This is a genomic window from Streptomyces coryli, from assembly GCF_011044975.1.
Lineage (GTDB): Bacteria > Actinomycetota > Actinomycetes > Streptomycetales > Streptomycetaceae > Streptomyces > Streptomyces coryli.
Genome location: NZ_JAAKZV010000062.1, coordinates 24199 through 35491, shown reverse-complemented (window position 1 = coordinate 35491; position 11293 = coordinate 24199). Strand labels below are relative to the sequence as shown.

Below are 11293 nucleotides of genomic sequence, written 5' to 3'. Positions count from 1 at the left end.
CCCAAGCCCCCAGAACCGCCGCCCGGCAGACAAAGCCGCCCCGCCTCCCCTCCCTCCCGTAGCCAGCCTCCCTAACGACACCGAGACCAGACGCAACCCGGCAGCGCTGTCGTCACCATCCGATGCCAAGCCGTCCCCAGCAGGGGACGGGAGGTTTGGCATCGGATGGTGACGGCCGCATCGCCGTCTCCTCTCTGGTCCCGGTGCCATTGGATCGGCGGGCTACGGAAGGGAGAGGGAGGCGGGGCACCTCGGTCTGCCGGGCGGCGGCGCGGAGTTGGGATGTTTCACGTGGAACGGCGGTGTCGCATCCGCAGGCCCAGGACGGCGAGTATCAGCGTGGCCGCTCCCGCAATGAGTGCCCCATCCGGCACGGCCCCGCCCACGTCCCGGGCCCAGCGCTCCAGCGCGAATTCGTTCTCCACACCGACACCCCCGGGCAGCGAGCTCGTCCCGTCGAAGGCAAGGAAGACCACGCCCAAGACGACGAACAGGGCCCCGGACAGCAGCGAGGTCGAGTGCAGCTCCAAGCGAGGGCCGATCTTGACCGGCCGCCCACGCAGCCAGCGCCGCTTCCCCAGGTCGAAGCGGTGCCAGGCCACCGCCAGGACGAACAGCGGCGCGGCCATGCCCAGGGCGTAGAAGGCAAGGAGCACGCCGCCGTAGACCGCGTTCCCGCCCATCGCGGACACCGTCAGCACCGACCCGAGGATCGGCCCCGCGCAGAAGCCCGCGAGGCCATAGACGGCGCCCAGCGCGTAGACGGACACCGCCGACTCAGGCCTGATCCGCCCCGCCGCTTCCTGCATCCGCCGCGACCCGAAGCCGAAGCCGAGCATCGTCGCCACGCCCAGCGCGATGATCGTCCACCCACCGACGGCGATGAGGGCGTCGCGATGCCCGTAGAAGAGCTTGCTGGCGAAGGACCCGGCGACGCCCAGCGGCACGAGCGTGGTGCACAGCCCGGCGTAGAAGATCGCGGTACGGGCCAGGAGGCGGCCCGCGCCGCTCACGGAGTACGCGAAGAAGGCCGGCAGGAGCAGCGCGCTGCAGGGACTGACCAGGGCGAGCAGGCCGCCGAGGAAGGCGGCGAGATAGCCGATGTCGGGGGTCACTGCTTCTTGGCCTCGGCTGCCTTACGGGCCTCCTCCACCATCTCGGTGAAGACCTCGGTGGGCTGGGCGCCGAGCACCGGAGTGCTGTTGATCAGGAAGGCGGGGGTACTGGTCACGCCGAGGTTCTGGCCCTCCACGGAGTCCTGCTGCACGGCCTCCGCGGCGGCCTTGGAGTCCATGTCCTTCTTGAACTTCCCGATGTCCTTGACCCCGGCCTCCTCGGCCATGGCGATCAGCTTGCCCTCAGCGAATTCACCGGAGTTCTTCTTGCGCTCCTTGCCGTACGCGAGGTCATGGAACTGCCAGAAGCGGCCCTGCTGCCCGGCCGCCCAGCCGGCCTTCGCGGAGGCCTCGGATTCACCGCCGAAGATCGGGAAGTTGCGCCACTCGATGCGCAGCACGCCCTTGTCGACGTACTTCTTGACCAGCTCGGGCTTGGTGTCACGGGCGAATTTGCCGCAGAAGGGGCACTGGAAGTCCGAGTACTCGATGAGCGTGACCGGGGCGTCCTTCTCGCCCATAGCCATGGGGTCGCCGGCGTCCCGGCGCTGCAGGGAGAGCAGCTGCTGCTTCTGCTCGGAGGTGAGGTCCTCCGAGCCGGAGCCGCTGTCGCTGTCGACGTCGGCGGCGGCGTCGTTGCCGCTTCCGCTCCCGCCGCCGAGGCCGGCCAGGGCGGAGAGGGAGCCGAGGGCGAGGGCGGCGATGAGGACGAGGATGACGATGACGGTGGTCTTTTTACGGTTGTTCGCGCTGATCACGAGGGGTGCTCCGGAGGTTCAGTGGCCGGTGGTGGCGGCGGTGGTGCGGTCGGTGCGATCGGTACGGCCGGTGCGGGAGGTGCGGCCAGTACGGGCAGAGGCCGGGCAGGCCACCTCGCCCGCGAGGCGCTGCACGGCGGCGACGGCGAGGAGGGCGAGGGACGCGAGGCCGAGGATCGGCTGCAGTGGCGCCCAGTAGCTCACCGCGCCGGAGGTGCCGAGGGCGAGGAGGACGAGCTTGTTGCAGACGGGGCAGCCGATGGCCAGGAAGGACAGCACGCTGCCCGCGGCGCCGAGGCGCGAGGCGGGTTCGCGGGTGCTCCTGGTATCGGCGTCCGTATCCGAGCGGCCGGTGCCCACGTACGTAGCGAGCACCACCCCCGCAAGCAGAGCAGTAGCGCCAAGCGCCGGATAGCTCCACCACTCAGGGGCGATCTCCCGCCCGAAGACGGGACTGGGAATGACGGCAGTAGGCAAGCCGATGACCAGCGCGGTCGCGCCGGCCCCGGCTACGGCGACGCCCCAGCGGCGCGGGCTCCAGAGAGCGAGCGCGCGGGCGGCGAGCCGGATGCGGTGTCGCATGGGCTGCGAGCTCCTGTGGGTGTGGTCGGCTGAGGCCCTCTCGCCGGGCCCGGTCAGGACCGCCGTACGAGAGGGTGCGAGGGCATATTGCAGCCCGCTATAGCCGTAGCACCGACAGCTGGCTCAGCACGGGCGCCGGGACCGCCCGCCCTTGCGCGCGCGTCGGCTCCGGCGCCATTACGGCCCCGGTGGACGCGGCGCTCGGCACCGGCAGCGCGGTGGCGTGCTCGCCGCCCGCGCGGGTGCCGGGGACGGCGTGCTGGGGATCACCCTGGGACTTCTTGCAGCCCGGCCGGTCGGCACCGTCGTCGGCGGCCGCGACCTGCGCGGATACCGCGACAGGGGCGGCCGGGGAGGCGTCCGCGGCCGAGGCGCTCACCGCCTGTCCGACCTGCAGCGCGAACAGGATCGCCAGCACGCCCAGCAGCGCACGCGCGGTGGCGCGCAGCGTGGGAATGGGCATGGTGTCTTCCTGTTCCTGCCGGTTTCTGACCGACATCCATTGGAACACACCGTGATCACGCCACGACCTGACGGAACGCCGCAACATTCAGGGGAACCCGACCCCGTATCCGCTCGTTGGACCGGTGGGTAAAAGGATCGTCAAGAGGCGTGACCCGCGCCGGATTGTGCAGGGAAGCCAACATGGGTGTCAGCCTCTCCAAGGGCGGAAACGTATCGCTGACCAAGGAGGCCCCCGGCCTGACCGGCGTCATCGTCGGCCTCGGCTGGGACGTCCGCACGACCACGGGTGCGGACTTCGACCTCGACGCCAGCGCGCTGTGCACCGGCGCCGACGGCAAGGTCGTCTCCGACAAGCACTTCATCTTCTTCAACAACCTCAAGACCCCCGAAGGCTCCGTGGAGCACACCGGTGACAACCTCACCGGTGAGGGCGAGGGCGACGACGAGCAGATCAAGGTCAATCTCGCCGGTGTGCCGGCCGAGATCGAGAAGATCGTCGTTCCCGTCTCGATCTACGACGCCGAGACCCGGCAGCAGAGCTTCGGCCAGGTGCGCAACGCGTTCATCCGCGTCGTGAACCAGGCGGACAACACCGAGATCGCCCGTTACGACCTCAGCGAGGACGCCTCGACCGAGACCGCGATGGTCTTCGGCGAGCTGTACCGGAACGGCGCGGAGTGGAAGTTCCGCGCCGTGGGCCAGGGCTACGCGTCGGGGCTGCGCGGCATCGCGCAGGACTTCGGCGTGAACCTCTGAGGCCTCTGAAGCCTCTGCACCGAAGTTATCCACAGGGCCGTGCGGCATCGCCGCGCGGCCCTGTACTTTTTCGGCATCGGGTGGGTGGCAGGGGCGAGATGGGGGAGGCAGCGATGGTGGCGACAGCGGGCGTCGGGGGCACGGCAGGCGTGGCAGCGGACGCGACAGAGGGCCGGGCCGGAGCCGGCATAGGGGCCGAGGCTGGGATAGGGGCCGAGGCCGGGGTCAGCATTCCGAGCCAGCGCGGCGGAGCCGTCCCCGGCTTCGCGGATCCACGCCGCGAGCGGTCACCGAAGCGGGAAGGCAAGGCCGTCCGCGAGCGGCTGCCGCGCGAGGTGCATGCGCAGGCGCGGCGGGGTGCCGAGCGGCCGTCGGTGGAGGTGGCGGTCGAGGCGTCCAACGCCGGGCGGCTGCCGGACCTCGTTCCGCTGCGCGTGGGCCGCATGGCGGCCACCCCGTTCGCCTTCCTGCGCGGCTCGGCCGGGCTGATGGCGTACGACCTCGCGGCCCTCCCCCACACCGGCATCCGCGCCCAGCTCTGCGGCGATGCGCACGCCGCGAACTTCGGGCTCTACGGTGACGCCCGCGGCCGCCTGGTCATCGACCTGAACGACTTCGACGAGACCGCCCAGGGCCCCTGGGAGTGGGACCTCAAGCGCCTCGCCGCCTCGCTCGTCCTCGCGGGGCGCGAGGCCGGCGCCGACGAGGACGCCTGCCACGGGGCCGCCCGGGACGCCGCGGGGGCGTATCGGCGCACGATGCGCTGGCTGGCCAAGCTGCCGGTCCTCGACGCGTGGAATGCGATCGCCGACGAGGAGCTCGTCTCGCACACCGACGCCCGCGACCTGGCCGGCACCCTGGACCGGGTCGCCGAGAAGGCACGCCGCAATACGAGCGCGAAATTCGCCTCGGGCGCCACCGAGGTGCTCGAGGACGGTTCCCGGCGCTTCACGGACGCGCCGCCGGTGCTGCGCCGGATCCCGGACGCGGAGGCGGCGGCGGTGGCCGGCTCGCTGGCGGCGTATCTGCGCACCCTCCCGGAGGACCGGCATCCGCTGCTCGCCCGCTATGCGGTCCACGACGTCGCCTTCCGCGTGGTGGGCACGGGCAGCGTGGGCACGCGTTCGTACGTGGTGCTGCTCCTTGACCACCGCGGCGAGCCGCTCGTGCTGCAGGTGAAGGAGGCCCGCGCGTCGGTCCTGCCGAATGACTACAGCGGGCATGAGGGCCGCCGCATAGTCCTGGGCCAGAAGCGCATGCAGGTCGTCAGCGACAACCTGCTCGGCTGGACGACGATCGACTCCCGTCCGTACCAGGTCCGGCAGTTCCGCAACCGCAAGGGCAGCGTCGACCCGGCCGCCCTGGCCGCCGACCAGATAGACGACTATGCGCGGATGACCGGCGCGCTGCTGGCCCGGGCCCATGCGCACACGGCGGACCCGCGGGCGATATCCGGCTATGCCGGCAAGTCGGAGGCCCTCGACGAGGCGATCGCCGCCTTCGCGGTGACGTACGCGGACGGGGTGGAGTCCGACCATGCGGAGCTGCTCCATGCGATACGTGCGGGCCGGCTCCCGGCGGAGCTGGGGGCGTAAGGGCGGGGGCGTAAGGGCGCCGCCGCGCCCGACGCCGGTCCGGGCGTGACGGTCACCCCGTTACGCTGGCCAGGTGAGCGACGCGACCGAGAACCCCACCGCCCGCCTCGAGAGCGCGGTCAGGACTGCTGAGCAGGCCCTGATCGAGTACGAGGTCGCCGTCGAAACCTTCCGCATCGAGGTCGACAACTTCTCCCGGCTGCACCACCAGCGCCTGGGGCCCATGTACAGCCGCCTCGATGAGCTCGACGCCCAGATCGCCGAGGCGGAGGCGGCCCGCTCCGGTGACCCGGAGGACCGCCGCCGCGCGGAGCAACTGCGCGGCCTCGTACAGCCGATGCCGTCGGTCGAGGAGCTCTTCGGCGGCTGGATGGACTCCGACGGTCTCGCCCCGGAGGCCGCCGCCATGCTCACCGACCAGTCCGCGCAGCCGCCGCCCCGAGTCCGTCCCAGCGACGCCGCCCGCAAGCTCTACCGGGACCTGGCCCGCAAGGCGCACCCGGACCTGGCCACGGATGAGGGCGAACGGGAGCGGCGCGGCGAGTTCATCACCCGGGTCAACCAGGCGTACGCGAACAGCGACGAGGAGCTGCTGCGCGCGCTCACCGAGGAGTGGGAGGCGGGACCGCCGCCGCCCGGCGCGGAGCCGAGCCGCAGCGAGGAGCTGTACGCGAAGCTCGAGTGGCTGGCGGAGCGCAAGGAGATCCTCGCCAGGGCCGCGGCCACGCTGGAGGACAGCGCCATCGGGCAGATGCTGAAGATGGCGCCCGACGACCCTGACAAGCTGCTCGAGGAGATCGCCGAGGAGCTGCTGGCCAGGGTCTCCGAGCGCGAGGCGCGGCTGGCGGAACTGGTTGGGTAGCGCCCGGGCGCGGGCCTGTGCGCCGGTCCGGTAGCGTCGGCGGCATGAACTTTGGCCACGTCCCCACCGTCACCGTCGACGACCTCACCGACGCCGACTTCCTGCTGGACGTCCGCGAGGACGACGAGTGGCAGGCGGGGCATGCCGAGGGCGCGCTGCACATTCCGATGAGCGAGTTCGTCGCGCGCTTCGGCGAGCTGACCGAGGCGGCCCCGCAGGACGGTCGCATCAATGTCATCTGCCGCGTCGGCGGCCGCTCCGCGCAGGTCGCGATGTACCTGGCGCAGCAGGGCCTGGACGCGGTGAACGTCGCCGGCGGCATGGAGCACTGGGCTGCCGCCGGCCGCAAGGTGGTCACGGACAAGGGCGAGCCGGGCACGGTCCTCTAGGAACTCGGCCGGCCCGCCCGCCTGTCCAGCAGCCCCGCTACCCCGCCGCCAGCAGCTCCCCGAGCTCCTCCTCGTGTGCCGAGGCCGGGCCGAGCGAGAGTTCCAGCTGCTTGGCCCAGGCGTGGTAGCGGTGCAGCACGTAGTCCGTGTCCGCGCCGAAGCCGCCGTGCAGGTGCTGTGCCGTCTGCACGGTCCGGCGCACGCCCTCCGCCGCCCAGATCTTGGCCACCGCCACATCCGCGGGCTTCAGCCGCCAGACCGCCTGCCACAGCGTGGCCTCCATCGCCTTCAGATCGATGAAGCGGTCCGCCGCCTGCACCGCCACGGCCTGGAAGGTCGCGATCGGATACCCGAACTGCTCGCGCTTGCCCGCGTATTCGCTCGTCATGTCCAGCACCCGCTGCCCGAGGCCGAGCGCCTGCGCGCAGGTGCCCACGGTCAGCACGGCGCGCAGCCACTCCCACGCGCCGTCCGCGTCCAGCACCGCATCCGGTCGTACGGCGTCAAGCCGCACCTCCGCCAGCCGCTCGCCGGTGGTCGTCACCTGGTCGGCGAGCGTGATGCCCGCACTGCTGCGGCGGACCAGGGCGAGCACCGGGCGGCCCGACTCCCCTACATGCGCCGGCAGCACGATCGCGTCCGCCTGCTGCGCCCACGGCACCGCGGTGTGCACGCCGTCCAGCACCCAGCTGTCGCCGTCCTGGCGGGCGGTGACGGCGAGTTCGGCGGGGCCGTGCCCGGTGCGGCCCGCCGAGGCGGCGGTCAGTACGTACTCGCCGCGCACCACCTGCGGCAGCAGTTCCGCGCACAGTTCGTCGTCGCCGTAGCGCTGCAGGGCGAGCGCTGCCGCGGCGGTCTCCAGCAGCGGGACCCGGGCCAGCGGCGCGGCCGCCTCGCGCAGCACCAGGCAGAGGGCGGTGACGTCCAGGCCCGAGCCGCCGTAGCGCTCGTCCAGGACGAGGCCGGTCAGGTCGGCCTCCGCGAGCTTGCGCCACAGCGGGCGGTCGAAGTCGTCGGCCACGGGGCCGGTGGTGCGGGACGGGCTGGGCACGGCATCCGGCTTCACGCCGGAGAACACGGCCTTTGCCGCTTCCGCCGCCGCCTGCTGCTCTTCGGAGAAGGTGAAGTCCATGGCAGCGCAAGGTAGAACAGGTTCTACAAAGGTGGAAGACCCAGGCGGCACTGGATCCTTACCTGTCGAAGTCCAGCTCCACCCGCTCCGTCACCGGATGCGACTGGCAGGCCAGTACATAGCCCGACTCCAGCTCGTCCGGCTCCAGTGCGAAGTTCCGTTCCATCCGCACCTCGCCGTCGACCAGGAACGCCCGGCATGTCCCGCACACGCCGCCCTTGCAGGCGTACGGCGCGTCCGAGCGGTTCCGCAGCACCGCCTCCAGCAGGGTCTCGCCCGCCTGCACCGGCCAACTCCCGGACCTGCCCCCCAAGGTGGCGGCCACCGTGCTGTGCTCCGGAGCGTCCGGCAGCTCCACCGGCGCCGTCTCCCCGACGTGGAAGATCTCCTCATGGATGCGCCCGCGCTTCACCCCGAGCGCCCGCAGCGCCCGCTCCGCGCCCTGCACAAGACCGTACGGACCGCACAGGAACCAGCCCTGCACATCGGCCACCGGCAGCAGCGCCGGCAGCAGCCCGGTCAGGCGCTCCTCATCCAGCCGGCCCGACGGCAGCCCGGTCTGCATCTCCTCCCGCGACAGCGTCTGCACCAGCTGGAAGCGCTCCGGATAGCGGTCCTTCAGATCCGCCACCTCGTCCAGGAACATCACCGACGCCGCCGTCCGGTCGCTCCGTATCAGCGTGAACCGCGCGTCCGCATCGCCGGCCAGCAGCGACGCCGCGATCGACAGCACCGGCGTGATCCCGCTGCCGCCCACCACCGCCGCGAAGTGGCCGCCCCCGGTCCGCGCCCCGCGCAGCCCGAAGCGCCCGGCCGGCGTCATCACCTCCAGGGTCTCCCCCGGCGCGAGCTCCCCGGTGACGTACGGCGAGAACTCGCCGCCCGCCACCTGCCGCACGCCGACGGTGAGTTCGGCGGGTTCGGCGCAGGCCACCGAGCAGATCGAGTACGTCCGCCGGACCGCCCCCGCCGCCTCGCCGGCCTTGCGCAGCGCCAGGTGCTGCCCGGCCTCGAAGCCGTACGCGGCCCGCAGGTCCGGCGGCACCGCGAAGGTGACCGCGACCGCGTCGTCCGTCAGCCGCCGGACGTCGGCGACCTTCAGCGGGTGGAAGCCGGCCGCCGTCATGTCAGCTCCTTGAAGTGATCGAAGGGCTCCTGGCAGTCCTCGCACCGCCGCAGCGCCTTGCAGGCGGTCGACGAGAAGCGGGAGAGCAGCTTCGTACGCCCCGAGCCGCAGTTCGGACACCGGATCGAGCCCAGCTCAACCGGAACCGGACCCGCCGGTTCACGGCTCACCCGTGGCGGCGCCACGCCGTGCTCGGCGAGCTTCCGGCGCCCCTCCGCCGTGATGTCATCGGTCGTCCACGCCGGGAACAGCACCGTGCGCACCAACACCTGCTCCATGCCGCCCTGCTCGCGCAGCACGTGCTGGATGTCGGCGGTCATCGCCTCGATCGCCGGGCACCCGGTGTACGTCGGCGTCAGCTCGACCTCCACCCGCCCGGGCCCGTACACATGCACCCGCCGCAGCACGCCCAGCTCGGCCAGGCTGATCACCGGCAGCTCGGGGTCGGGGACGCCGCCCGCGAGCTCCCGCAGCCGCTGCTCGAGCTCGGTCGGCCCGGAGTCCGTCACCATGTCGCCCCCGGGTGGCTGCGGTGCAGATGCTGCATCTCGGCGATCATGCGCCCGAACGGCTCGGTGTGAACCCCCTGCCGCCCGCCGCCCGCGCTCCAGCCGGACCCGTCGGACCCCTCGGGCAGCGTCAGCGTGGCCCGACCGACGACATCCTCGACCCGCGAGCGCCAAGCCCCGTGCAGCGCCGCCCAGTCGACCTCGGCCAGCCCCTCCACCGGCCGGAACAGCTCACCCGTATACCGCCACAGCGCATCAAGACCGCGCTGCATCCGCTCATGGCTCTCCGCCGTGCCGTCACCGAGCCGCAGCGTCCAGTGCTCCGCGTGGTCCCGGTGGTACGCGACCTCCTTGACCGCCTTCCCGGCCAGCGGCGCGTACGGCCCCTCGCCAGCAGCAAGCCGCTCGTACAGCAGCTCCTGATACACCGAGAAGTACAGCTGCCGCGCCATCGTGTGCGCGAAGTCGCCGTTCGGCTGCTCGACCAGCTGGACGTTCCGGAAGGCGCGCTCCTCGCGCCGGAAGGCCAGCTCGTCCTCGTCCCCCTCCAGCGACAGCAGCACCCGCGCCTGCCCGAGCAGGTCCAGCGCGATGTTCGCGAGCGCGACCTCCTCCTCCAGTACGGGCGCATGCCCGGCCCACTCGCCGAGCCGGTGCGAGAGCACGAGCGCGTCGTCCCCGAGGCACAGAGCCGCGCTCACAGATTCTTCACCCCGTCAGGCAGCTCATAGAAGGTCGGATGCCGATACGGCTTGTCCGCCGCCGGCTCGAAGAACGGGTCCCGCTCGTCCGGCGACGACGCGGTGATCTCCGCCGACGGCACCACCCACACCGAGACGCCCTCCTGGCGCCGCGTATACAGATCGCGGGCGTTCCGCAGCGCCATGGCGGCGTCCGGCGCGTGCAGCGAGCCGGCGTGCACATGCGACAGGCCGCGCCTGCTGCGTACGAAGACCTCCCACAGGGGCCAGTCGCTCATCAGCTCTCCTCGGAATGCTTGAGCGCATAGGCGGCCGCCGCCTCGCGCACCCACGCGCCGTCCTCGTGCGCCTGCCGCCGCTGACTGATCCGCTGCTCATTGCAGGGGCCATTGCCGCGCAGGACTTCCTTGAACTCCGACCAGTCGATGGCGCCGAAGTCGTGCTGCCCCCGCTCCTCGTTCCACTTCAGATCGGGGTCCGGGAGCGTCAGGCCGAGGATCTCCGCCTGCGGGACGCAGATGTCGACGAAGCGCTGCCGCAGCTCGTCGTTGGAATGCCGCTTGATCTTCCAGGCCATGGACTGCGCGGAATGCGCCGACTCGTCGTCCGGCGGGCCGAACATCATCAGCGACGGCCACCACCACCGGTCCACCGCGTCCTGCGCCATCGCATGCTGCTCGGCCGTCCCCTTGCTGAGGGTGTGCAGCAGCTCGTAGCCCTGCCGCTGGTGGAAGGACTCCTCCTTGCAGATACGGACCATCGCACGGGCGTACGGGCCGTAGGAGCAGCGGCAGATCGGCACCTGGTTGATGATCGCGGCGCCGTCCACCAGCCAGCCGATGGCGCCGACGTCCGCCCAGGTCAGGGTGGGGTAATTGAAGATCGAGGAGTACTTCTGGCGGCCCGCGTGCAGCTTGTCGAGCAGCTCGTCGCGGCCGACGCCGAGGGTCTCCGCGGCGCTGTAGAGATACAGCCCGTGGCCCGCCTCGTCCTGGACCTTGGCCATCAGGATCGCCTTGCGGCGCAGGGACGGGGCGCGGGTGATCCAGTTCGCCTCTGGCTGCATGCCGATGATCTCGGAGTGGGCGTGCTGGGCGATCTGCCGGATGAGCGTGGCGCGATAGCCGTCCGGCATCCAGTCGCGCGGCTCGATCCGCTCGTCCGCGGCCACGGCGGCGTCGAAAGCCGCGTTCGCCGCGCCCGGGTCCTCCGTGATCACCGTCATCGCATGCCCCCTGCCGTCCCGATGCCGTCCCGACCGACCGATCGTTCGGTTCCATGGTCGGGTGCGGCCTCGTACCCT

14 protein-coding genes are annotated in these 11293 nt (G+C 71.7%); 4 read left to right on the top strand and 10 right to left on the bottom strand.

All coding sequences use genetic code 11. From position 1 onward, the window contains the following. Window positions 1-287 precede the first annotated feature (287 nt). From G5C51_RS16320 to G5C51_RS16305, 4 genes are all read right to left on the bottom strand, one after another. Window positions 288-1115: a cytochrome c biogenesis protein CcdA gene (locus G5C51_RS16320; protein WP_165237891.1), complete on the bottom strand. Its 828-nt coding sequence runs from the start codon at window positions 1113-1115 to the stop codon at window positions 288-290. Then, window positions 1112-1873, bottom strand: a complete 762-nt coding sequence (locus G5C51_RS16315; protein WP_165237889.1) for a thioredoxin domain-containing protein — start codon at window positions 1871-1873, stop codon at window positions 1112-1114. Before G5C51_RS16315 ends, G5C51_RS16320 begins: the two co-directional genes overlap by 4 nt. Window positions 1874-1891: 18 nt before the next feature. Next, a complete protein-coding gene (locus tag G5C51_RS16310; RefSeq protein ID WP_240929701.1) occupies window positions 1892-2455 on the bottom strand; it encodes a hypothetical protein in 564 nt (187 codons plus the stop codon). A gap of 97 nt (window positions 2456-2552) precedes the next feature. Continuing rightward, complete coding sequence (locus tag G5C51_RS16305) at window positions 2553-2918, bottom strand: hypothetical protein (protein WP_165237887.1); 366 nt, start codon at window positions 2916-2918, stop codon at window positions 2553-2555. Window positions 2919-3100: 182 nt separating this feature from the next. Here G5C51_RS16305 and G5C51_RS16300 point away from each other — a divergent pair, with 182 nt between their 5' ends. From G5C51_RS16300 to G5C51_RS16285, 4 genes are all read left to right on the top strand, one after another. Then, window positions 3101-3676, top strand: coding sequence for a TerD family protein (locus G5C51_RS16300; protein ID WP_165237885.1), 576 nt, complete (start codon window positions 3101-3103; stop codon window positions 3674-3676). 113 nt (window positions 3677-3789) lie between these two features. Then, window positions 3790-5271 carry a DUF2252 domain-containing protein gene (locus G5C51_RS16295; protein ID WP_165237883.1) on the top strand — a complete coding sequence of 494 codons (1482 nt, stop codon included), beginning with the start codon at window positions 3790-3792 and terminating at the stop codon, window positions 5269-5271. A gap of 73 nt (window positions 5272-5344) precedes the next feature. Next, a complete protein-coding gene (locus G5C51_RS16290) occupies window positions 5345-6133 on the top strand; it encodes a hypothetical protein (protein WP_165237881.1) in 789 nt (262 codons plus the stop codon). Window positions 6134-6177: 44 nt separating this feature from the next. Continuing rightward, window positions 6178-6522, top strand: coding sequence for a rhodanese-like domain-containing protein (locus G5C51_RS16285; protein WP_165237879.1), 345 nt, complete (start codon window positions 6178-6180; stop codon window positions 6520-6522). A 37-nt stretch (window positions 6523-6559) separates the two neighbouring features. Here the strand turns inward: G5C51_RS16285 and G5C51_RS16280 are convergent, their stop codons facing one another. Genes G5C51_RS16280 through paaA form a run of 6 tightly spaced genes read right to left on the bottom strand, consistent with a single transcriptional unit; the run spans window position 6560 to window position 11215 of the window. Beyond that, on the bottom strand, window positions 6560-7654 hold the full coding sequence (locus G5C51_RS16280) for an acyl-CoA dehydrogenase family protein (RefSeq protein WP_165237877.1): 1095 nt from the start codon (window positions 7652-7654) through the stop codon (window positions 6560-6562). 58 nt (window positions 7655-7712) lie between these two features. After that, window positions 7713-8780, bottom strand: coding sequence for a 2Fe-2S iron-sulfur cluster-binding protein (locus G5C51_RS16275; protein WP_165237875.1), 1068 nt, complete (start codon window positions 8778-8780; stop codon window positions 7713-7715). Then, window positions 8777-9292: a 1,2-phenylacetyl-CoA epoxidase subunit PaaD gene (paaD, locus tag G5C51_RS16270; RefSeq protein WP_165237873.1), complete on the bottom strand. Its 516-nt coding sequence runs from the start codon at window positions 9290-9292 to the stop codon at window positions 8777-8779. The genes G5C51_RS16275 and paaD overlap by 4 nt, the downstream gene beginning before the upstream one ends. After that, window positions 9286-9990 carry a 1,2-phenylacetyl-CoA epoxidase subunit PaaC gene (gene paaC, locus G5C51_RS16265; protein ID WP_165237872.1) on the bottom strand — a complete coding sequence of 235 codons (705 nt, stop codon included), beginning with the start codon at window positions 9988-9990 and terminating at the stop codon, window positions 9286-9288. The genes paaD and paaC overlap by 7 nt, the downstream gene beginning before the upstream one ends. Continuing rightward, on the bottom strand, window positions 9987-10271 hold the full coding sequence (gene paaB, locus G5C51_RS16260) for a 1,2-phenylacetyl-CoA epoxidase subunit PaaB (protein ID WP_165237901.1): 285 nt from the start codon (window positions 10269-10271) through the stop codon (window positions 9987-9989). The genes paaC and paaB overlap by 4 nt, the downstream gene beginning before the upstream one ends. Continuing rightward, entirely contained in the window at window positions 10268-11215 is a 948-nt protein-coding gene (gene paaA / locus G5C51_RS16255; RefSeq protein ID WP_165237870.1) for a 1,2-phenylacetyl-CoA epoxidase subunit PaaA, read from the bottom strand. The genes paaB and paaA overlap by 4 nt, the downstream gene beginning before the upstream one ends. Window positions 11216-11293 lie beyond the last annotated feature (78 nt).

What these genes read in the sequence shown, in the direction of transcription:
- G5C51_RS16310 (WP_240929701.1), bottom strand. Translation starts at nt 2,455, where the DNA reads ATGCGACACCGCATCCGGCTCGCCGCCCGCGCGCTCGCTCTCTGGAGC.
- G5C51_RS16305 (WP_165237887.1), bottom strand. Translation starts at nt 2,918, where the DNA reads ATGCCCATTCCCACGCTGCGCGCCACCGCGCGTGCGCTGCTGGGCGTG.
- G5C51_RS16300 (WP_165237885.1), top strand. Translation starts at nt 3,101, where the DNA reads ATGGGTGTCAGCCTCTCCAAGGGCGGAAACGTATCGCTGACCAAGGAG.
- G5C51_RS16295 (WP_165237883.1), top strand. Translation starts at nt 3,790, where the DNA reads ATGGTGGCGACAGCGGGCGTCGGGGGCACGGCAGGCGTGGCAGCGGAC.
- G5C51_RS16285 (WP_165237879.1), top strand. Translation starts at nt 6,178, where the DNA reads ATGAACTTTGGCCACGTCCCCACCGTCACCGTCGACGACCTCACCGAC.
- G5C51_RS16280 (WP_165237877.1), bottom strand. Translation starts at nt 7,654, where the DNA reads ATGGACTTCACCTTCTCCGAAGAGCAGCAGGCGGCGGCGGAAGCGGCA.
- G5C51_RS16275 (WP_165237875.1), bottom strand. Translation starts at nt 8,780, where the DNA reads ATGACGGCGGCCGGCTTCCACCCGCTGAAGGTCGCCGACGTCCGGCGG.
- paaD (WP_165237873.1), bottom strand. Translation starts at nt 9,292, where the DNA reads ATGGTGACGGACTCCGGGCCGACCGAGCTCGAGCAGCGGCTGCGGGAG.
- paaA (WP_165237870.1), bottom strand. Translation starts at nt 11,215, where the DNA reads ATGACGGTGATCACGGAGGACCCGGGCGCGGCGAACGCGGCTTTCGAC.